Source organism: Cellulosimicrobium sp. G4 BAM 1002 (assembly GCF_057126935.1).
On the sequence record NZ_CP182109.1, the window covers coordinates 1,586,527 to 1,606,035 of the forward strand.

Genomic DNA, 19,509 nt, shown 5'->3' on the forward strand with positions numbered 1-19,509 from the left:
TCAGCCCGCCTCGGCCGGCGCGACGTCCTCGGCCGGCACCTCGGCGACGAGCTCGGGGACCCACGCGTCGCCGTCGGCCACCAGCTTGACCTGGTACATCGGCTGGACGAGCGCGTGGTCGGACGCCCGGACGGTCGTGGTGCCCTTGGGGCCCTCGAAGCTCCAGCCCTCGAGCGCGTCGACCATGGCGTCGACGTCGTCGCCGCCCTCCTCGATCGCGTGCACGATCATCTGCGCGGCCACGAACCCGTCCGGCGTGAAGAGGTCCGGCTGCTTGCCCGCGGCCTCGACGGCCTCGAGCATCGCGGCCTCGACGTCGGTGCCCGACGCGCCCGGGAAGTAGTGGTTGAGGAAGTCGACCTTGCTCGCCGCGGCGCCGTACGCACCGTAGGTGGCGACGTCGCCGAGGCCCGTGACGACGGTCGTGGAGTCGAGCACGCCCTGCTGGTCGAGGCCCTGCCACATGGCACCGGACGTGGCGCCCGCCCACGCGACGAACACGAGGTCCGGCGCGGCGTCGACGATCTGGTGCGCGAACGGCGTGAACTCCGTCGCGTCCTCGGGCACCAGCACGCTCGTCACCTCGGCGCCCTGCGCGCCGAGGACCGCCTCGACCGCGGCGAGGTTGCCCTGGCCGAACGCGTTGTCCTGCGCGAACACGACGACCTTCGCGCCGTCCGGGTCGACGAACGTGCCCGCCGTCGCGACGTCCTGGAGCGACTGGCGGCCCGAGCGGAACGTGTAGTCGTTGATGCCCGTGAGCCCGTCGACCGCGGCGGGGCCCGAGATGTAGAGGACCTTGTTCTGCTCGGCCTGCTCCGCGAGCTTGAGCGCGACGCCCGACACGACCGTGCCGCCGAGGATCTGGTAGCCCTTGCCGATGAGGTCCTTGGCCTGACCGACGGCCTTGTCCGGGTCGCCGCCGTCGTCGTGGAACGTCACGTTGAGCGGTCGGCCGTCGACCTCGCCCGTGCCGCCGGTCGCGTGGTCGAGGCCCGCCTGGAAGCCCTCGTAGTACGCCTCGCCGTACGCGGCGAGCGGGCCGGTCTTCGAGTAGATGATGCCGACGTCGACCGGCTCGCTGCTCGCGCTCGTCTCGCCGCTGGCGTCCTGGCCGGTGTCGCCGCCGGTCGCGTCCGTCGGCGCGCACGCGGCGAGCGCGAGGCTCGCGACCGCGAGCGCCGCGACGACGAGTGCCGGCCGCTGGGACTTCTTCGTCCGCATGACTTCGCCCTTCGTTGGGTGGTCCTGGGGAGCCGCCGCTCGAACATGAGAGGCGATTCAGGTTGCGGGAATCATGCGGCGGCACCGGCCCCGGTGTCAACCCGCGGCCGACGCCGCGAGGTCACGATCGGGGAACGGCGCGGCGCGCACAGTGTTGACAGGTGATTCAGGTCACACGTAACGTCCGGTCCGCCCGGGTCCGGTGCGCAACGGTGCGCACGGCGGTGCGGTCCTGTCCGCCGGCGGCCCGACCTCGACGTGGAGGTTCACATGGTCAGGCACTCCCTCGTACGCCGCGCCCGCGCTCACCGGGCCGCCGTCGTGCTCGCCCTGGTCGCGGCGCTCGCCGTCGTGCTCGCCCCGCTCGTCACCGCCCCGGCGACGGCCGCCGGGTCGTGGTCCCAGCGGTCAGCCGGGGGCATGACGGTCGAGCTGTACCGTCCGACGACGGCGCCCGCCCTACCCGCCGGGCGGGCGCTGATGATCTCGCTGCACGGGTGCGCCCAGACGTCCCAGGTGATCAGGAACGCCGGCAACTGGGCCGCGACGGCCGACGAGCACGGGATGGTCGTCGCGGTGCCGGCGGCCCCGAACGGCGGCGTCCTGCTCGGGTGCTGGGACTACTACGACGCGAACCACAGCCGCGCGAATCCGGCCCGGCACGACGACAACCTGCTTGCCCTGGTGTCCTCGCTCCTCGCCGACACCTCGCTGGGCATCGACCCCGACCAGGTCTACATCAGCGGACTGTCGTCCGGCGGCGGGCAGGCGATGGTCATGGGCTGCCTCGCGCCCGACGTGTTTGCCGGCGTGGGGATCGCGGCTGGCCCGACCGTCGGCACGACGTCGGGCCAGATCGGCTCGGTCGCGACGACGCTCTCCCAGGCGCGGACGACGTGCCGGACGTTCGCCGGGTCGCACAGCGCGGGCTTCGGCTCGCAGGTGACGTCCGTCGTCTTCGGGAGCGCCGACACGACCGTCGCGACCGGCTACGGGACGCTCAACGCGCAGGTCATGGCCGACCTCTACGGGGCGGGCACGGCGTCGTCGTTCTCGCTCGCCGGGCTCGCGGGGACGAACACCGCGGGGACGGGGTCGCTCTGGTCGGACGCCGACGGTCCGCGCGTGTCGCTGATCCGGAACACCGGTCTGGCCCACGCGTGGCCGGCCGGCGGAGGGCCAGGCGGGTCGTACGTGTCGACGAACAGCGTCGACTACCCCGCGTACCTCACGGACTTCCTGTTCGAGAACAACCGCCGCGTCGAGCGCGGCGACCCCGGGCCCGGCCCGGACCCCGACCTCACTCCGCCCACGGTGTCGATCTCGACACCGTCGGCGGGCGCGACGGTCTCGGGGGTCGTGCGGGTCGAGGTCGCCGCAGGGGACGACCGGGGCGTGGACCGCGTCGAGCTCGCTGTCGACGGCGCCGCCGTCGCGACGCTGCGCACCGCGCCCTACGCCCACGACTGGGACACGAGCGGGCTCGCCGCGGGCGGGCACGTGCTCACCGCGCGGGCGGTCGACGGCGCGGGCAACGCGACGACGGCGCAGGTCGCCGTGACCGTCGAGTCGCCGTCGGGACCGTGGTGCGGGACGGCGACCAACGCCCAGCACCAGGCTGCCGGGCGCGCGATCTCCTACGGCGTGAACCCCTACAACCCGTACTACGCCGTGGGGTCCCTGGCCTACCTCGGGCAGGGGGACGCGACGGTGACGACGCTGCGCGAGGTCTCCGCGGGGCGGTACGAGGTCGCGACGGGCTGCTGAGCCCGCCACCTGTGGCGGCCGAACCCGGGGTTGCGAGTCATGCGGACCGCGTCCTGCCCCGCAACCCCGGGTTCGACAGCGCCGAGGCCGGCCCACGCCGACTGCCGGTCCGACTGCCTCAGTGCTCGAGGCGGTCCTTCTCGTCCCCGATGAACTCCGTGACCTCGTCCGGGAGGTCGTCGCGGTTCATGTCGTCCGTGCGGGGGTGCCGTGCGTCCCAGCGCAGTGCGACCGCCGCGAGCACCGCCGCGATCGTGGATGCCGCGAGGATCGCAATCTTGGCGCCGTCGGTGTGCTCGGCGTCGGGGAAGGACAGCTCGGCGATGAGGAGGGAGACCGTGAACCCGATGCCCCCGAGGAAGCCCACGGGCAGCAGGTCGCGCACACCGATGCCGGCCGCGAGACGCAGCGGCGTGAAGCGTGTGACGAGCGCGGTGACCCCGAGGACGCCGATCAGCTTGCCCAGGACGAGCCCGAGGACGATGGCGGGAACGACGGGCTGGGTCAGGACCTCGCCGACGGGAGTCTCCCCGCCGACGATCGACACGCCCGCGGCGAAGAACGCGAAGACCGGGAGCGCGATGCCTTGGGAGATCGGCCGCATGGTGTGCTCGAACCGGTGGGTGCGCGACTCCCTCTCGCCGTGGACGAGGAGCGCCGGGACCGTGAAGCCGAGCAGGACCCCGGCGATCGTCGCGTGCACGCCGGACTCGTGCATGAACGCCCACGCGACGACGGCGACCGGCAGCAGGAACCACCAGCGCGGGCGCCGCACCCGGACGAGCACCCCGTACAGCGCGACGGCGAGCAGCGCGAGAGCGAGGTACCCCCACTTCAGGTCCTCGGTGTAGAAGATCGCGATCACGACGATCGCCAGCAGGTCGTCGACGACGGCCAGCGTGAGGAGGAAGGTCCGGATCGCGACGGGCAGACCGCGCCCGAACACGGCCAGCACACCGAGCGCGAAAGCGATGTCGGTCGCCGTCGGTATCGCCCACCCGTGGAGCGCGCTCGAGTCGCCCGCCACGAGAAGCACGACGACGAAGATCAGCGCCGGCACGATCATCCCGCCGACAGCCGCGAGCATGGGGACGCCGGCCTGCTTCGGGTTGCGCAGGCTCCCGGCCACGAACTCCTGCTTGAGCTCGACGCCCACGACGAAGAAGAAGATCGCGAGCAGGCCGTCGGCCGCCCAGGTCTCGAGGGTGAGGTCGAGGTGCAGCGGCGACGACGGGCCCACGACGGTGTCCGACAGGGTGAGGTACGCGTCGCGCCACGGGGAGTTCGCCCACAGCAGCGCGAGGAGAGCGGCGCCGATCAGCAGGGCGCCCCCGGTCGTCTCGCGGCTCACCCACCGGCGAAGCCGGCTCCCGGCGCCGGGCGGAGAGGTCGCGTGGGGTGTCGACGGGGTGTCGCTCATGGTGCTCCTGGGGTCGTGAGACGGCAGCACGGCGCCGCACGTCGCGAGACCGTGGCCGACCAGACTTCCCGGCACACCGCACTCGATCCTACGGGCTCGGTACGCCCGAAGAGTGACCTGTCCGGCTCGCGGTCATCCTCGCGGGCGACGTGGCCGGACGCCACCCCGAGGGACGATGCCGGGCGTGCCCGACGCCGTCACGCCCGACTCACCCGACATCCCGCCGCCCGTCGTGGTCGGTCCGACCAGCCTCGATCGTCTGCTCCTGTGGTGCGGTTCGCCCGCGCTCGGCGCGCTGCTCGCATACGGGTTGCTCCGGCTCGCAGGCTGGATGACAGGGCTGCCCTGGGCGCCCTTCCAGGGTCCGGCGCGCCTCGTCGACGAGCTGCTCGGTGAACGAGGAGCCCTGGGCGTCGCGATCTGCGCCGGCCTCGGGGTCGTCGCCGGAGCGATCTTCGCGGCGCACGCGGTGGGCGAGATCGCCGTCGTGACCGTGGACGGCGACCGCCTGGACATCGTGCTGGGCGACGCCCGCACCGAGCTCGCGCGCCAGCACGTGACCGACGTGTTCGTCGACCGCAAGGACCTCGTCGTGCTCGGCATGCGCCCCGGCACGGAGTCGTCGGACCGGACCGCCGCTGACGACGGCCCGGCCGCCGGTCGCGTCCCTGCGTACGGAGCGCCCGACGCACTCGTCGTCGAGCTCGCGCACGTGCGCACCGAGCTGGCGACGGCCCGGCTCGCCGACGCCTTCAGGGCCGCGGGCTGGCCATGGAGTGACGCCGACCCGCACGCCTCACGCTTCCGCCGCTGGGTCTCAGGAGACCCGGCCCTGCCGCCGAGCGCCGACGCCGTGCTCCGCGCGCGCGCCGCGATGCTGCAGGCGGGCAAGGCAGCCGACGCCGCCGACCTGCGGAGGGAGCTGTCCCGCCTCGACGTCGTCGTCCGCGACCTCGACCAGACCCAGCACTGGCGCCCCGCCACCCCGCCGAGCGAGCACCCTGGGCTGCCGAGGTAGAACCGTGGTCGCGCGAGGTAGAACCGTGGTCGCGCGAGGTAGAACCGTGGTCGCGCGAGGTAGAACCGTGGTCGCACGAGGTAGAACCGTGGTCGCACGAGGTAGAACCGTGGTCGCACGAGGTAGAACCGTGGTCTTGGGGTCGACGGCGGTGGTCACCCTGGGTGTCGGGGTGGGTGGGGGCGCCGCGTCTTCCATCCGCCGCTCGTTCCTCGCGGCTCCCGCCAGGCCCGACCACGACGCGGCGCCCCCACCCACCCCTCCCGGTTGTCGTCCCACCCTGGTCTCGGGTCACCGGGGCACGACCCCGGTGTCGTGCCGAGCATGTCGTTGCGGCCCGTCCTGGACGCCTGAGGGGCCAACAACGGCATGCTCGACCGGCCCGGACCGCATGGTCGCCACCAGCACGGCTAAACCGCCTCGCCCGGGCACGGCCGCGCCAGCCGTCGCCGTCGCCGGACCACGGTTCCACTTCGGTGGACCGGCGTTCTACTTCGGCGGACCACGGTTCTACCTCGGCAGACCGCGGTTCTACCCCGGCGAACCTCGGTTCTACCTTGGGTCGGGGGTCTGCTCGGCGAGCTCAAGGAGGCGCGTGACGGTGTTCCAGTTGCGGCCGGTGACAGGGGTTCCGGCGGCCTTGGACAGGACGGGTGCGGTGAGCTTCGACCTCCCGATCCCGTCCGGGTAGGCGACGTAGAGGACGCCGTTCGCGACCGCGGCGCGTTCGCTCCCCGGTCGCGCTTCCAGCGTCGTCGCGGCGTCGGGGTCGACCGGCGCCTCGCCCACGAGGACGAGCAGGCCCGCCGGGCGCTCGCGGGCGTCGTCGGGCAGCGGGTTGCCCACCACGATCTTGCGCAGCCGCTCGGTGGTGAGCACGGCGACGGCCGCGTCGACGCCGAAGCGCTCGGCGACACCGTCGTGGAGGAGCCGGGCGACGTCGTCGGGCGCCTTCGCGCCGGACGACCCGGGTGCGACGACGAGGTTGCCGCTGTTGACGACCGTGCGTGCGTCGGTGAACCCGAGGTCGCCGGCGAGCGTGCGGAGCTCCGTCGACGGGACCTTGCGGCCCCCCACGTTGACGGCGAACAGGAGCGCGACGTACGCGGTCACAGGGCCTCCCCGGGTCGACGGTCGGACCACGGGTCAGCCTGCTCGAGCTGCGCGGCGAGCGCGAGCAGGAGGGCGTCGTCGCCGTGGTCGGCGCCCAGCATGACACCCACGGGGACCGTCCGTCGCGCGTGTCCCGGGTCGGCGACCTCCGCCTCGCCGAGCGGCAGGGAGATCGCGGGACGTCCGGTGAGGTTCCACACGCTCGTCCAGGGCGTGAACGCGGTCTGCGCCGCGAAGTCGGCAGCGGGGTCGTCGTCGAGGCGCTGGCTGCCGACCAGTGCGGGGGGCTGCGCGAGCGTGGGGGAGAGGACGACGTCCACGCCCGCCCACGCCGCGGCGACCTCGCGCGTGAGCTGCTGCACCCCGGCCAGCGCGGTCGCGAACTCGACCCCGCTCACCGCGCGTCCCTGCTCGCGGAGCCATCGCGTGAGCGGCACGAGCAGGTGCTCGCGGTCCGGCGGGACGGGCGCCTGCAGAGCCCCGACCGACCAGAGCGCCGCGAACGCGTCCCAGCGCTCCGCGCCGAACGGCGGCGCGACCTCGACGACGTCGTGCCCGAGGCCCGCGAGGAGCGCCGCCGTCGCGCGGGCCGCGTCGGTGCACGCCGGGTGGACGGGCGCGCCCGCGGAGATCACCGGGTCGAGGAGGAGACCGACCCGCAGCCGTCCGGGCGTCCGGGCGCTCGCGGCGCGGAACGTCCCGGGCAAGGACCCGTCGTCGCCGAGGGCGCGGAGGGTCGAGCTGCCCGCAGGCAGGTGCCGTCCGTCCGCGGAGGCGCCGACGAACGTGTCGCCCGGCCACGGGCGGGCGAGGATGTCGAGGAACGCTGCGGTGTCGCGCACCGACCGGGTGAGGACGCCGTGCGTGGCCAGCCCGGCGCCGTCGACCCCGTACGGCCCGGGGCTCACGAGCCCGCGGGACGGCTTGAGCCCCACCAGGCCGCACGCGCTCGCGGGGATGCGCAGCGACCCGCCGCCGTCGCTGCCGTGCGCCACGGGCACGACGCGCGCGGCGACCGCCGCGGCGGCACCGCCGCTCGACCCGCCCGCGGACCGCGCGAGGTCCCACGGGGTGCGGGCGGTCGGGCCGACGTCGGGCTCGGTGTAGCACGGCAGGCCGAGCTCGGGCGTCGAGGTCTTCCCGACCATGACCGTGCCCGCTGCGCGCAGGAGCGTCACGACGCCGTCGTCGTACGGCGCGGGGAACGGGTCGATCGCCCCGGACCCGGCCCGGATCGGCACGCCCTCGACCATCGTGAGGTCCTTGACCGGGCACGGGACGCCGAGGAACGGCGGCAGCCCGTCGGCGTCGAACGGCCCGTCGGCGGACACCCGCGCGACGCCCTCACGCCGGGCGGCGACGAGCGCAGCCTCGGCCGCGACGGCCTGCTTCCGAGCGAGGTCGGCGGTGACGACCGTGAACGCGCCGACCGTCGCGCCTGCGACTGCGGCGGCCTCGAGCGTGGCGTCGAGCGCCTCGGTCGGGGACGTGTCGCCCGCGCGCCGCGCGGTCGACAGGCAGGAGATCGAGGCGTATATTCCGACAGGAATATTCCTCTCGGACGCAATCCCTCGGTTGCCCCGTCCGACTCCCGACTCGTCTCCCGGAGCCACCGCGTGCCCGCACCGCGTCTCAGCCCCGCCGCCACGCTCGTCCTCAGCGTCCTGCGCGACGGGCCCCTGCACCCGTACGAGATCCTCGTGCGGCTCCGCAGGCGTCGCGACGACCGCCTCGTCCGCCTCAACCCCGGCGCGGTGTACCACGCCGTGGACCGGTTGGAGCGCGACGGTCTCGTCGAGCGGGCCGGCGTCGAGCGCGACGGCAACCGGCCCGAGCGCACCACGTACGCGATCACCCCTGCCGGGGCGGCGGCCCACGCCGCGCGCAGCGTCGAGCTCGTGCGCGACACGTCGCCCGAGTACCCGGGGTTCCCCGTCGGGCTGGCGCTGCTTCGCGACGTCGGGCGCGAGGACGCGGTGGCCGCGCTGCGCGCACGACGCGACGCTCTCGCCGCGACGGTCACCGGCCACGGCGAGAGCGTCGACCAGCTCGTCGCCGACGGGCTGCCGCGCCGGTTCCTGCTCGACGTCTCCTACGAGCTAGACATGGTGCACGCCGAGCTCGCCTGGATCGACGCGACGCTCGGGGAGATCGAGTCCGGCGCACTGAGCTGGACCGACGAGCCGTCCGCGAGGTTCCGCTTCCCGACGGCTCCCCGAGCCACCACCGACACCCCTGAGCACCAGGAGAACCCGTGACCACCCCCGCAACCCCGGCCGCGCCGACGAAGACCCCCGTCGTGCCGCTCGTCGACCTGCACGGCCGCAGCGCCTGGAGCATCCTCCCGCCGCTGATCCTCGGCTTCTTCATGATCATGGTCGACACCACGATCGTGAACATCGCCGTCCCCACGCTCCAGACGGAGCTCGACGCGTCGCTCGTCGCGGTCGGCTGGGTGAACAGCGCCTACCTGCTCTCCTACGCGGTGCTGCTCCTGCTCGCCGGGCGCCTCGGCGACCGGTACGGGCCCAAGCCGGTCTTCGTCGTCGGGCTCGTGGTCTTCACGCTCGCGTCCGCGTGGTGCGGGCTGTCGGGCAGCATCGGCATGCTCATCGCCGCGCGTGTGGTGCAGGGCGTCGGCGCCGCGCTCATGACCCCGCAGACGATGGCGATGATCACGCGCGTCTTCCCGCCCCGTCAGCGCGGCGCGGCCATGGGGCTGTGGGGCGCGACCGCGGGCGTCGCGACGATCGCGGGCCCGCTGCTCGGCGGCGTCTTCGTCGAGACCTGGGGCTGGGAGTGGATCTTCTTCGTCAACGTCCCGGTCGGCGTCGTCGCGCTGTGGTTCGCGTTCCGGCGGCTCCCGCGCCTCGCGACGAACAAGCGCTCGTTCGACGTGCTCGGGGTCATGCTGTCGGTGGTCGGGCTCTTCGCCGTGGTCTTCGGCCTCCAGGAGGGTGAGACGTACGACTGGGGCACCATCACCGGGCCGATCACCGTCTGGGGGACGATCGGTGCCGGGCTGCTGGTGCTCGTCGCGTTCGTCCTGTGGCAGCGGCACCTCGGCGACGCCGCCCTGCTCCCGCTGAAGCTGTTCCGCTCGCGCAACTTCTCGCTCGCCAACGTCGCCGGCATGTCGGTCTCGTTCGCGATGATCGGCATCTTCTTCCCGCTGACGCTCTTCCTGCAGTCGATCCTCGGCCTGTCCCCGTTGCACGCGGCGCTCGTCAACCTGCCCGGCTCGCTCGTGTCGGGGATCGTGGCCCCGCTCGCCGGGCGCCTCTCGGACCGCGTGCCCGCCAAGTGGGTCGTCGCGACCGGCTTCGGCGTGCTCGCGGTGGCCGTCGCGTGGCTCGCGGCGGTCGTCGGGCCGGACGTGCCGGTCGTGACGATCGTCCTGCCCATGACGCTCTTCGGCATCGGCACCGGGTGCGTGTTCTCGCCGCTCGCCAACCTCGCGACGTCGGGCCTCGACCACCGCACGGCCGGCGCCGGCGCGGGCGCGTTCAACACGACGCGCCAGGTGGGCGGCGTCATCGGGTCCGCAGCGATCGTCGCGACGCTCACCGCGCGCCTGTCCGTCACGCTGCCCGCGGCCGCGCAGGAGGCGGCGGCCTCGCTGCCCGAGCAGCTCCGCCAGCCCTTCCTCGACGGTTTCGCGGGCGCGGGCGGCTCGCTCGAGGGTGGCGCGCCGCGGCTCCCGCCCGGGGTGCCCGACGACGTCGCGCGCCAGGTCTCCGACGCCGCCACGACCGCGTTCCACCAGGGCTTCGCCACCGCCGCCGGCCAGACGCTCGCGGTCACGGCGGCGGTGCTCGTCGTCGGGTTCGTGTGCGCGCTCGCGATGGCACCTCGGCACGTCGAGCACTGACCTCTCGCGAGTGCAGGAGGGCGTCGCGTGAACGTCGGGTTAAACCTCGACGACGCGCGCGCGCCGGGCTGGTGATCGGAATCACACGGGCGTAGTTTCGTCAGGGACGGACGGCACCACCGTCGTCCTCCGGGAGGCCAGCCGATGGGGTTCACGCTCCGCTCAGGAGGGCCGGCACCGGCGCTGCTGAGCCGTGGCTCTGACGGTCCAGCGGCCGGTCGCCTGCCACACCCTGCACGAGCACGGCGCTCACGCGCCGGAGGGGAGCCCTCGTGGTCCATTCCTCACCCACCCCCCGCCCCGGTACGTCACCCACCCCCGGTACCGCCGGGCAGGACGGCGCCGACCCGCGCCGCACGTTCGTCGTCGACACGTCCGTCCTGCTGAGCGACCCTCGGGCGATCGGACGGTTCGCCGAGCACGACGTCGTCCTGCCGGTAGTCGTCATCACCGAGCTCGAGGCAAAGCGCCACCACGCCGAGCTCGGGTACTTCGCGCGCAGCGCGCTGCGCATGCTCGACGAGCTGCGCGTGAAGCACGGTCGCCTCGACGCGCCGATCCCGGTCGGCGACGTCGGCGGGACGCTGCGTGTCGAGCTCAACCACACGGACCCGGGTGTGCTGCCCGCCGGGTTCCGGCTGGGCGACAACGACACGCGCATCCTGTCCGTCGCGGCCAACCTCGCGGCGGAGGGCCACGACGTGACGGTCGTGTCCAAGGACCTGCCGATGCGGGTCAAGGCGTCGGCCGTCGGGCTGCGCGCGGAGGAGTACCGGCACGAGCTCGCCGTCGACTCGGGCTGGACGGGGATGAGCGAGATCTCGTTCACGGACGAGGAGACCGCGGCACTGTGGGAGCACGAGTCCGTCGAGGTCGCGAGCCTGGACCCCGCCGTCGTGGAGGCGGCAGGCCCGCTGCACTGCCACACGGGGCTCGTCGTGCACTCGCCGCGCGGGTCCGCGCTGGGCCGCGTCACGGCGGACAAGCACGTGCAGCTCGTCCGCGGCGACCGCGAGCTGTTCGGCCTGCACGGGCGCTCGGCCGAGCAGCGGGTCGCGATCGACCTCCTGCTCGACGAGAGCATCGGCATCGTGTCTCTCGGCGGCCGCGCCGGCACGGGCAAGTCGGCCCTCGCGCTGTGCGCGGGGCTCGAGTCGGTGATGGAGCGCCGCCAGCACCGCAAGGTCATGGTGTTCCGACCCCTGTACGCGGTGGGCGGCCAGGAGCTCGGCTACCTGCCGGGCTCCGAGGCGGAGAAGATGAATCCCTGGGCGCAGGCGGTGTACGACACGCTCGGCGCGCTCGTCTCCCCGCAGGTGCTCGACGAGGTGATCGACCGCGAGATGCTCGAGGTCCTGCCTCTCACCCACATCCGCGGGCGCTCGCTGCACGACGCGTTCGTCATCGTCGACGAGGCCCAGTCGCTCGAGCGCAACGTGCTGCTCACCGTGCTCTCGCGCATCGGGCAGTCGTCGCGCGTTGTCCTCACGCACGACGTCGCGCAGCGCGACAACCTGCGCGTGGGCCGGCACGACGGCGTCGCGGCCGTCATCGAGGCGCTCAAGGGCCACCCGCTGTTCGCCCACGTCACGCTCACGCGGTCCGAGCGCTCACCGGTGGCTGCGCTCGTCACGGAGATGCTGGAGTCGATCGAGGTGTGACCTCGCGAGGTGGAGCCCGGGTCAGCGACCCGGGCTCCACCTCGCGGAACCACGGCTCAGCTCGCGGTGGCGGACGGCGGGCTCGGCGCCGGCGTGCGGCGTCGGGCGCCGGGGTGGACCAGGACGACGGCGAGGACGCCGACGACGGCGCCCAGCACGGTGTCGAGCGCACGGTCGAGGGCGAGCGCGCCGGGGTTCGCGGGATGCGCGAGCGACGTCATGAGCAGGGCCATCGGGGTGATGGTGAGCATCGCGAGCCCGTAGTGGCGGCCCACGACCACCTCAGTGACCGTCTGCAGCACCACGACGACGGCGGCCGTCCCCCAGAACCCGAGGGGGGCGGCGAGCAGCGGCCAGGCCAGCAGGGCGCCGGCCACCGTGCCCGCGCCGCGCTGGAGCGCCCGGACGACGGCGTGTCGGGCCGAGGTGCCCTGGAGCACCGCGGTCGAGCCCATCGTTGCCCAGGCCGCGTGACCGAGCCCGGCGGCGGACGCCGCGGCACCGGCGACGACGCCGGCCACCGCGACCCGGCCCGTCGGGAGCCGCCACGGACCGGGCAGGTTCGCGCGGGCCTGCGCCCGCAGGGTCGTGCGCTCGGTCGACGGCTCGGGTGATCGCTCGCTCGGTCGCGTCCGGCCGGAGGCGCGGGCCAGCACCCCGGCCATGCACACGACCCACGCGATCGCGGCGCCGAGCGCCGTCGCGCCGGACCGGAGCCCGACGTCACCGAGGCCTGGGGCGCCGGCGAGCGCGGCGCCCGCGGCGAAGACGACGATCGTGGCGCCCGGCGGGCCCGTGCGCACCAGGAGGCAGGCCGCCGTCGTGCCGGCGGCGAGCGCGGCGACGCCGGCGAGCAGCACGAGGTCCGGCACCCCGAGCGCGGCGAGCACCGAGAACGCTGCGACGGTCGCCGTCATGAGGAGCCCGACGCCGGCGAGCAGCGACGCGCGGCGCCGGTACGGGTCGTGCCGACCGTAGAGCGACGTGAGGGCGCCGAGCGACGCGAACGCCGAGAGCTCGGGGCGCCCGAGGAGTGCGGGGACGACGAGTGCGAGGGCGAAGGCCGCGCCGCACCGCAGCGCCGGGGCGAGCGTCGCCTCGGCGGGCGTCACGCGCAGCGCGGCGCGCAGGTGGGCAGGGTCGACGACGTCGCGCGCGGCGGCGCGGACCGGCGTCAGGATACGAAGGGTGCTGGCGGGGGCGTGGGGCATCGTCGTCCAGCCTATCGGTGGTTCAAAGGTGTTTCACTAGTGAACTACTGTGACGCTCGCCCTAAACTGGCGTCGTGGACTACGTCGACCGCGTGCGCGCCCAGTGGGCCGAGCAGCGCCCTGACCTCGACACGACGACCTCGGCGGTCGGCGCGCGGCTGCGGCGCGTCGCAGGCCTTCTCGACGGCGCGCTCGAGGCGTCGGCGGCGCAGCACGACGTCTCGCGGACGGAGTTCGACGTGCTCGCCGCACTGCGCCGCGCGGGGCGACCGCTGCGCGCGGGGGAGGTCACCACGATGACCGGCGCGCCCGGTGCGTCCATCACCAAGCGGCTGGACCGGCTCGAGCGTGCCGGCCTCGTCGAGCGCACCGTGGCCGAGCGCGACCGCCGAGGCGTGCTCGTCGCGCTCACCGACGCCGGGACCGCGCTCGTCGACGAGGTCTTCCCCCACCAGCTCGACCGGGAACGGGCCGCGCTGGTCGACCTCGACCAGGGCGAGCGTGCGGAGCTCGCCCGGCTGCTCGCCGTCGTGCTGCGTCGCCTCGACCCGGTCGAGTACTGACGCGCGAAGGCCGCCGTCGCCCACGGCGGCCCGGCAGGACGATCGGGGCGCGGCCCGTGCGGCGAGCGATGGCGGCCGTGATCGACGTCACCTCGGCTGGGACGGGCGGGAGAGGCGCCCGGCGGGCTAGGGTTGCCCGTCTGTCCGACCCCGCGGTTGGAGCGGCCGGGTCTCCGCGCAGTGCGCGTGACGACCGGGTCCGGGCTGGAAACCCCATGATCCTCCCCACCCGCGCAAAGGTCGCCTCATGTCCTCCAGCCCCGCCCCGGCACGCCTCGACGAGCCCACCTCCGGACGGGCGCTCGCGTCCGCTCCCGCGACGACTCTCACGACACCGCCGGCCGACGGCCCGCCAGACCGTTCTGCGAGTCGGTGGTGGATCCTCGTCGTCCTGGCCGCCACGCAGCTCCTCGTCGTCCTCGACGGCACGATCGTCAGCATCGCGCTCCCGCAGGCGCAGGCCGAGCTCGGGCTGTCCGACTCCCAGCGCCAGTGGGTCGTCACGGCGTACGCGCTCGCGTTCGGCGCGCTCCTCCTGCTCGGCGGGCGGATCGCCGACTACTGGGGGCGCAAGCGCACCTTCCTGCTCGGCATGGTCGGGTTCGGCGTCGCCTCGCTGCTGGCCGGCTTCGCGCGCGACGGCGTCGAGCTGGTCGCCGCGCGCGGGCTCCAGGGCGCGTTCGCCGCGCTGCTCGCCCCGGCCGCGCTCGCGCTGCTCACCGTCTCCTTCCCGAGCGGCAAGGAGCGCAACACCGCGTTCGCCGTCTTCGGCGCCATCGCGGGAGTCGGCGCCGCGGTCGGGCTCGTGCTCGGCGGCGCGCTCACCGAGCTCGCGGACTGGCGCTGGTGCCTGTGGGTCAACGTCCCCGTCGTGGTCGTCGCGTTCGTGGCCGGCAAGCTCCTCGTGACGGAGAGCCGGGCGGAGGGCGACAACCGCTACGACGTGCTCGGGACGGTCGTCGTCGTGCTCGGTCTCGGCGCGCTCGTCTACGGCCTCACGCTCGCCGAGCACAGCTGGACCGCCCCGGGGACCGTCGCGTGCCTCGCGGGCGGCGCCGTGCTGCTCGCCCTCTTCCTCCTGGTCGAGTCGCGCGTGGCCCAGCCGCTGCTCCCGCTGCGGATCGTGCGCGACCGCGTCCGGGCGGGCGCGTTCCTCCTCCAGGCGATCGTGGGCGCGCTCATGATCGGCGCCCTGCTCTACCTGTCGTTCCACCTGCAGGTCGTCATGGGCCTCTCGCCTCTGCGCGCGGGGCTCGGCTCGGTCCCGATGACGCTCGTCATCCTCGTGCTCGCGCCCGTCGTCACGACCTTGCTCCCCAGGGTCGGGCCCAGGCCGCTCATGATCGCCGGGCCGGTGATCGCCGCAGCGGGTCTGCTCCTGCTGAGCCGCGTCACGGTCGGCGGCTCGTACGCCGCGGAGATCCTGCCCTCCCAGCTCGTGCTCGGTGTCGGCCTCGCGCTCGTCCTGGTGCCCCTGCAGAACGTCGCCCTCGCGGGCGTCGCCCCGCACGATGCCGGCGCGGCGAGCGCCACCGTCAACGCGGCCATGCAGATCGGCGGCTCCGTCGGCCTCTCGGTCTTCACCGCCGTCTACGCCGGCGCGCTGCCCACGGCGTCCGCGCCGGACCTGACGGACCTCGTCGACGGCTACTCCGCCGTCTTCGTGGCTGCGGCGATCACGATGGCGATCGGCGCCGTCCTCGCCGCGCTCCTCGTCCGCGGCCCGAAGGAGAAGCTCCTCCCGTCGGGCGACCACCACGCCGTCCACCTGGGCTGACGGGCCCGGTCCAGCCCGCCTGGACCACGGTTCTACCTCGCCGGGTGGGTGAGCGCCGACGAGGGTGAGACGACGGTGGCCGGGTGGGGTGGGGGCGCCGGTCGTGGCGGGTCTGGCGGGAGCGGGCGAGGAACGAGCCCGCGGATGGGAGACCGGCGCCCCCACCCCACCCGGCCTCCCAGGTGGAGCGAAGAACGAACGAAAGGTCAGCCCTGCGGCGGACGCGTCATCGACAGCACGTCGAGCGCCGCGTCGAGCTGCTCCTCGGTGACCTCGCCACGCTCGACGAAGCCGAGGTCGATCACTGCCTGGCGCACGGTGACGCCCGCCTTGACGGCGTGCTTGGCGACCTTCGCCGCTGCCTCGTAGCCGATGACGCGGTTGAGCGGCGTGACGATCGACGGCGACGACTCGGCGAGAGCACGCGCCTTCTCGACGTTCGCGGTGATGCCGGAGACGGTCTTGTCGGCGAGCACGCGCGACGCGTTGGCGAGGAGGCGGATCGACTCGAGCACGCCCTGCGCGATGACGGGGATCTGCACGTTGAGCTCGAACGAGCCCGAGGCGCCGGCCCACGCGACGGTGGCGTCGTTGCCGATCACGCGCGCGGCCACCATGAGCACGGCCTCGGGGACGACGGGGTTGACCTTGCCCGGCATGATCGAGCTGCCCGGCTGCAGGTCGGGGATGAAGATCTCGCCGAGGCCCGTGTTGGGGCCGGAGCCCATCCAGCGCAGGTCGTTGCAGATCTTGGTGAGCGACACGGCGATGGTGCGCAGGGCACCGGAGAGCTCGACGAGCCCGTCGCGTGCGGACTGCGACTCGAAGTGGTCGCGTGCCTCGGTGAGCGGCAGGCCGGTGTCCTCGACGAGGAGGGCGATGACGCGCTGCGGGAAGCCCGCGGGCGTGTTGATGCCGGTGCCGACGGCGGTGCCGCCCAGCGGGACCTCGGCGGCGCGGGGGAGCGCGGCCTGGAGGCGCTCGACCCCGTAGCGCACGGCGGCGGCGTACCCGCCGAACTCCTGGCCGAGCGTCACGGGCGTGGCGTCCATGAGGTGGGTGCGGCCGGACTTCACGACGGTCGCGAACTCGGCCGACTTCGACTCGAGCGCCTCCGCGAGGTGCGTGAGGGCGGGGACGAGGTCGCGCACGACGCCGGCGGTCGCGGCGACGTGGACCGACGTCGGGAACACGTCGTTCGACGACTGCGACGCGTTGACGTGGTCGTTGGGGTGCACGCCGCGCCCGAGCGAGCGCGTCGCGAGCGTCGCGAGCACCTCGTTGGTGTTCATGTTCGACGACGTCCCGGAACCGGTCTGGTAGACGTCCACGGGGAAGTGCGCGTCGTGGGCGCCCGACGCGACCTCGTCGGCGGCGGCGACGATCGCGGCGGCGACGTCCTCGTCGAGCACGCCGAGCTCGGCGTTGGCGCGCGCGGCGGCCTTCTTCACGCGGGCGAGGGCCTCGATGTGGCCGCGCTCGAGCGGGGTGCCGGAGATCGGGAAGTTCTCCACAGCGCGCTGCGTCTGCGCGCGGTACAGGGCGTGCGCGGGGACGCGCACCTCGCCCATCGTGTCGTGCTCGATGCGGTACTCGGTCGTGGACGCGGCCGTAAGTCGGGTCTCGCCGGCGGCGGCGCCGGGGGCCTCGGGAGATGCAGTCATGAGGCCATCCTGCCGCACCGCGCGAGGGCTCCTGCAACCCGCGTGAGCGACGTCACGACGGGCGACGGTGGGTGCGAGACCCGGGCCCCGGGCGGCTCAGGCGTCGGCGACGGGCCGCTCGCCGACGTCGCCCACGACGTCGACCAGGCGCGCCCGGCCCTCCGCGAAGTCGTACTCCACGCCGACGATCGCGCAGCGGCCCTCGGCGACCGCGGCCGCGAGCCCGGCCGAGTAGGAGTGCAGCATGTCGACCGTGTTGCGCACGTGCTCGCGGCGCAGGACGTCGGGGTCGATGCTCTCGAGCGAGCCGCCCCCCACGCTCGTGATCTTGGCGATGGACGGGATGACCCGGTCCACGACGGCGCGCACGAAGCCGTCGGCCTGGGCGCCCGTGGTGAGGGTCTCGACCGCTGCCGCGACGGCGCCGCACGAGTCGTGCCCGAGGACCACGACGAGCGGGGCGGACAGGACGTCCACGCCGTACTCGATCGAGCCCAGCACGGTCGTGTCCACGACGTGCCCCGCGGTCCGCACGACGAACATGTCTCCGAGGCCCTGGTCGAAGACGATCTCGGCCGCGACGCGCGAGTCCGAGCACCCGAACAGCACCGTGTGCGGGTGCTGCGCCGCGGACGTCTCGCGGCGCCGGTCCGCGCCCTGGGAGGGGTGCAGCAGGGCGTCGGCGACGAAGCGGGCGTTGCCCTCGCGCAAGGTCGCCCAGGCTTCGGCCGGGGTGAGAGGAGCAGGGGTCGGCGTCGGTGCGGCAGCGGTCATGACGCTCATCATCGCGCACTCCGGCAGGCCCCCGACGTGCCCGTTCGCATGGCGGGCCGAGCCGCGGGGGTGTAGCCATGGAGGGGACACCCCGGAGACGGGGAAGCCGCGACCGAGGGGAGCCGACGTGCGCCGACGCACCCGAGCACTCGCCGTCCTCGTCGCCTTGGGGACGGTCGCGCCGCTCGCGGCGTGCGGCCCCGGTGACGACGGGACGCCGGTGCTCACGTGGTACATCAACCCGGACAACGGGGGCCAGGCGGACATCGCGGCCTCGTGCACCGAGGCCGCGGACGGCGCGTACCGCATCGTGACGGAGCTCCTCCCGCGCGACGCCGCGTCGCAGCGCGAGCAGCTCGCCCGCCGCCTCGCGGCGAAGGACTCGTCGATCGACATCATGAGCCTCGACCCGGTGTTCATCGCCGAGTTCGCGGAGGCCGACTTCCTCGCGCCGGTGCCCGACGAGGTCGCCGACGCGACGACCCAGGACGTCGTCCAGGGCGCGATCGACGCGTCGACGTGGAAGGACGAGCTCGTCGCCGTCCCGTTCTGGGCGAACACGCAGCTCCTCTGGTACCGCAAGTCGGTCGCCGAGGCCGCGGGGCTCGACATGTCGCAACCCGTCGCGTGGGACCAGCTCATCCAGGCGGCGGGGGACCAGGACAAGCTGCTCGCCGTCCAGGGCGCGAAGGCCGAGTCGCTCACGGTCTGGATCAACGCGCTCGTCGAGGGCGCGGGCGGGCACATCCTCGAGAACCCGGAGGCCCCGGCGGACGAGGTGAAGCTCGGCCTCGACACCGATGCGGGCACGGCTGCGGCGCAGATCATCGGTGACATCGGCACCTCGGGCGTCGGCGGCCCGGGGCTCCCGAGCGAGGACGAGCCCGCGTCGCTCACGAAGTTCCAGGGCGACCGCGGATCGTTCATGGTCAACTGGCCGTTCGTCTGGTCCTCGACGCAGGGCGCGGTCGACGCCGGCTCGCTCGACCAGTCGCTGCTCGACGACATCGGCTGGGCGATGTACCCGCAGACGGTCGAGGGCGAGGACGCCCGCCCGCCCTACGGCGGCATCTCGCTCGGCATCGGCGCGTTCGGCAAGCACACCGACTTCGCGTACGAGGCGGCGCAGTGCATCGTCAGCCCGGAGAACCAGGCGGAGTACTTCGTGACCAACGGGAACCCGGCCGCGAGCATCGAGGCCTACGACGACCCGGACGTGCAGGAGGCGTTCCCGATGTACGACGTCATCCGCGACTCGCTCGACCAGGCGGCACCACGACCGCAGACGCCGTTCTACAACGAGGTCTCCACGGGCCTGCAGCAGACGTGGTACCCGCCCGCGGACGTCGACCCCGAGACGACGCCGCAGCAGTCCACCGAGTTCATCACCGCCGTCCTGCGAGGGGAGCGACTCCTGTGAACGCCGGACCTCCCGCCGAGCCCGCA

Annotated in this window: 15 protein-coding genes; 8 read left to right on the forward strand and 7 right to left on the reverse strand. The window is 73.9% G+C overall.

What is annotated here, in order from left to right; translation table 11 throughout:
* On the reverse strand, positions 1 to 1,224 hold the full coding sequence (locus tag ACMXGY_RS07135; protein ID WP_483776160.1) for a substrate-binding domain-containing protein: 1,224 nt from the start codon (positions 1,222 to 1,224) through the stop codon (positions 1 to 3).
* A 270-nt stretch (positions 1,225 to 1,494) separates the two neighbouring features.
* On the opposite strand from ACMXGY_RS07135, the gene ACMXGY_RS07140 reads away from it, so the two are divergent.
* Positions 1,495 to 2,991 carry an extracellular catalytic domain type 1 short-chain-length polyhydroxyalkanoate depolymerase gene (locus tag ACMXGY_RS07140; protein WP_483776161.1) on the forward strand — a complete coding sequence of 499 codons (1,497 nt, stop codon included), beginning with the start codon at positions 1,495 to 1,497 and terminating at the stop codon, positions 2,989 to 2,991.
* Positions 2,992 to 3,109: 118 nt separating this feature from the next.
* Here the strand turns inward: ACMXGY_RS07140 and nhaA are convergent, their stop codons facing one another.
* On the reverse strand, positions 3,110 to 4,411 hold the full coding sequence (nhaA, locus tag ACMXGY_RS07145) for a Na+/H+ antiporter NhaA (protein WP_483776162.1): 1,302 nt from the start codon (positions 4,409 to 4,411) through the stop codon (positions 3,110 to 3,112).
* Between the two features lie 184 nt (positions 4,412 to 4,595).
* Here nhaA and ACMXGY_RS07150 point away from each other — a divergent pair, with 184 nt between their 5' ends.
* Positions 4,596 to 5,429 (forward strand): YqeB family protein, encoded by an 834-nt coding sequence (locus tag ACMXGY_RS07150; RefSeq protein ID WP_483776163.1) that lies wholly within the window; start codon positions 4,596 to 4,598, stop codon positions 5,427 to 5,429.
* A 552-nt stretch (positions 5,430 to 5,981) separates the two neighbouring features.
* Here ACMXGY_RS07150 and ACMXGY_RS07155 read toward each other — a convergent pair.
* Together ACMXGY_RS07155 and ACMXGY_RS07160 are read right to left on the reverse strand one after the other, a co-directional pair.
* Positions 5,982 to 6,542, reverse strand: coding sequence for a DUF1697 domain-containing protein (locus tag ACMXGY_RS07155; RefSeq protein WP_483776164.1), 561 nt, complete (start codon positions 6,540 to 6,542; stop codon positions 5,982 to 5,984).
* Positions 6,539 to 8,155 carry an amidase gene (locus ACMXGY_RS07160; RefSeq protein ID WP_483776165.1) on the reverse strand — a complete coding sequence of 539 codons (1,617 nt, stop codon included), beginning with the start codon at positions 8,153 to 8,155 and terminating at the stop codon, positions 6,539 to 6,541. The genes ACMXGY_RS07155 and ACMXGY_RS07160 overlap by 4 nt, the downstream gene beginning before the upstream one ends.
* A gap of 3 nt (positions 8,156 to 8,158) precedes the next feature.
* Here ACMXGY_RS07160 and ACMXGY_RS07165 point away from each other — a divergent pair, with 3 nt between their 5' ends.
* The 3 genes from ACMXGY_RS07165 to phoH2 all read left to right on the forward strand — a co-directional run bounded on the left by ACMXGY_RS07165 (position 8,159) and on the right by phoH2 (position 12,074).
* Positions 8,159 to 8,800 carry a PadR family transcriptional regulator gene (locus ACMXGY_RS07165; RefSeq protein WP_483776166.1) on the forward strand — a complete coding sequence of 214 codons (642 nt, stop codon included), beginning with the start codon at positions 8,159 to 8,161 and terminating at the stop codon, positions 8,798 to 8,800.
* Positions 8,797 to 10,413 (forward strand): DHA2 family efflux MFS transporter permease subunit, encoded by a 1,617-nt coding sequence (locus tag ACMXGY_RS07170; RefSeq protein WP_483776167.1) that lies wholly within the window; start codon positions 8,797 to 8,799, stop codon positions 10,411 to 10,413. The genes ACMXGY_RS07165 and ACMXGY_RS07170 overlap by 4 nt, the downstream gene beginning before the upstream one ends.
* Positions 10,414 to 10,685: 272 nt before the next feature.
* A complete protein-coding gene (phoH2, locus tag ACMXGY_RS07175) occupies positions 10,686 to 12,074 on the forward strand; it encodes an RNA 5'-3' helicase PhoH2 (protein ID WP_483776168.1) in 1,389 nt (462 codons plus the stop codon).
* Positions 12,075 to 12,130: 56 nt separating this feature from the next.
* Here phoH2 and ACMXGY_RS07180 read toward each other — a convergent pair whose 3' ends face one another.
* Positions 12,131 to 13,285, reverse strand: coding sequence for an FUSC family protein (locus ACMXGY_RS07180; protein WP_483776169.1), 1,155 nt, complete (start codon positions 13,283 to 13,285; stop codon positions 12,131 to 12,133).
* Positions 13,286 to 13,359: 74 nt separating this feature from the next.
* Here ACMXGY_RS07180 and ACMXGY_RS07185 point away from each other — a divergent pair, with 74 nt between their 5' ends.
* Positions 13,360 to 13,848 (forward strand): MarR family winged helix-turn-helix transcriptional regulator, encoded by a 489-nt coding sequence (locus ACMXGY_RS07185; RefSeq protein WP_483776170.1) that lies wholly within the window; start codon positions 13,360 to 13,362, stop codon positions 13,846 to 13,848.
* Between the two features lie 247 nt (positions 13,849 to 14,095).
* Positions 14,096 to 15,625, forward strand: a complete 1,530-nt coding sequence (locus ACMXGY_RS07190) for an MFS transporter (protein WP_483776171.1) — start codon at positions 14,096 to 14,098, stop codon at positions 15,623 to 15,625.
* Positions 15,626 to 15,831: 206 nt separating this feature from the next.
* Here ACMXGY_RS07190 and ACMXGY_RS07195 read toward each other — a convergent pair whose 3' ends face one another.
* Together ACMXGY_RS07195 and ACMXGY_RS07200 are read right to left on the reverse strand one after the other, a co-directional pair.
* A complete protein-coding gene (locus ACMXGY_RS07195) occupies positions 15,832 to 17,289 on the reverse strand; it encodes a class II fumarate hydratase (RefSeq protein WP_483776172.1) in 1,458 nt (485 codons plus the stop codon).
* 96 nt (positions 17,290 to 17,385) lie between these two features.
* Positions 17,386 to 18,063: a carbonic anhydrase gene (locus tag ACMXGY_RS07200; protein ID WP_483776173.1), complete on the reverse strand. Its 678-nt coding sequence runs from the start codon at positions 18,061 to 18,063 to the stop codon at positions 17,386 to 17,388.
* 127 nt (positions 18,064 to 18,190) lie between these two features.
* On the opposite strand from ACMXGY_RS07200, the gene ACMXGY_RS07205 reads away from it, so the two are divergent.
* Positions 18,191 to 19,483, forward strand: a complete 1,293-nt coding sequence (locus tag ACMXGY_RS07205) for an extracellular solute-binding protein (protein WP_483776174.1) — start codon at positions 18,191 to 18,193, stop codon at positions 19,481 to 19,483.
* Positions 19,484 to 19,509: the final 26 nt, after the last annotated feature.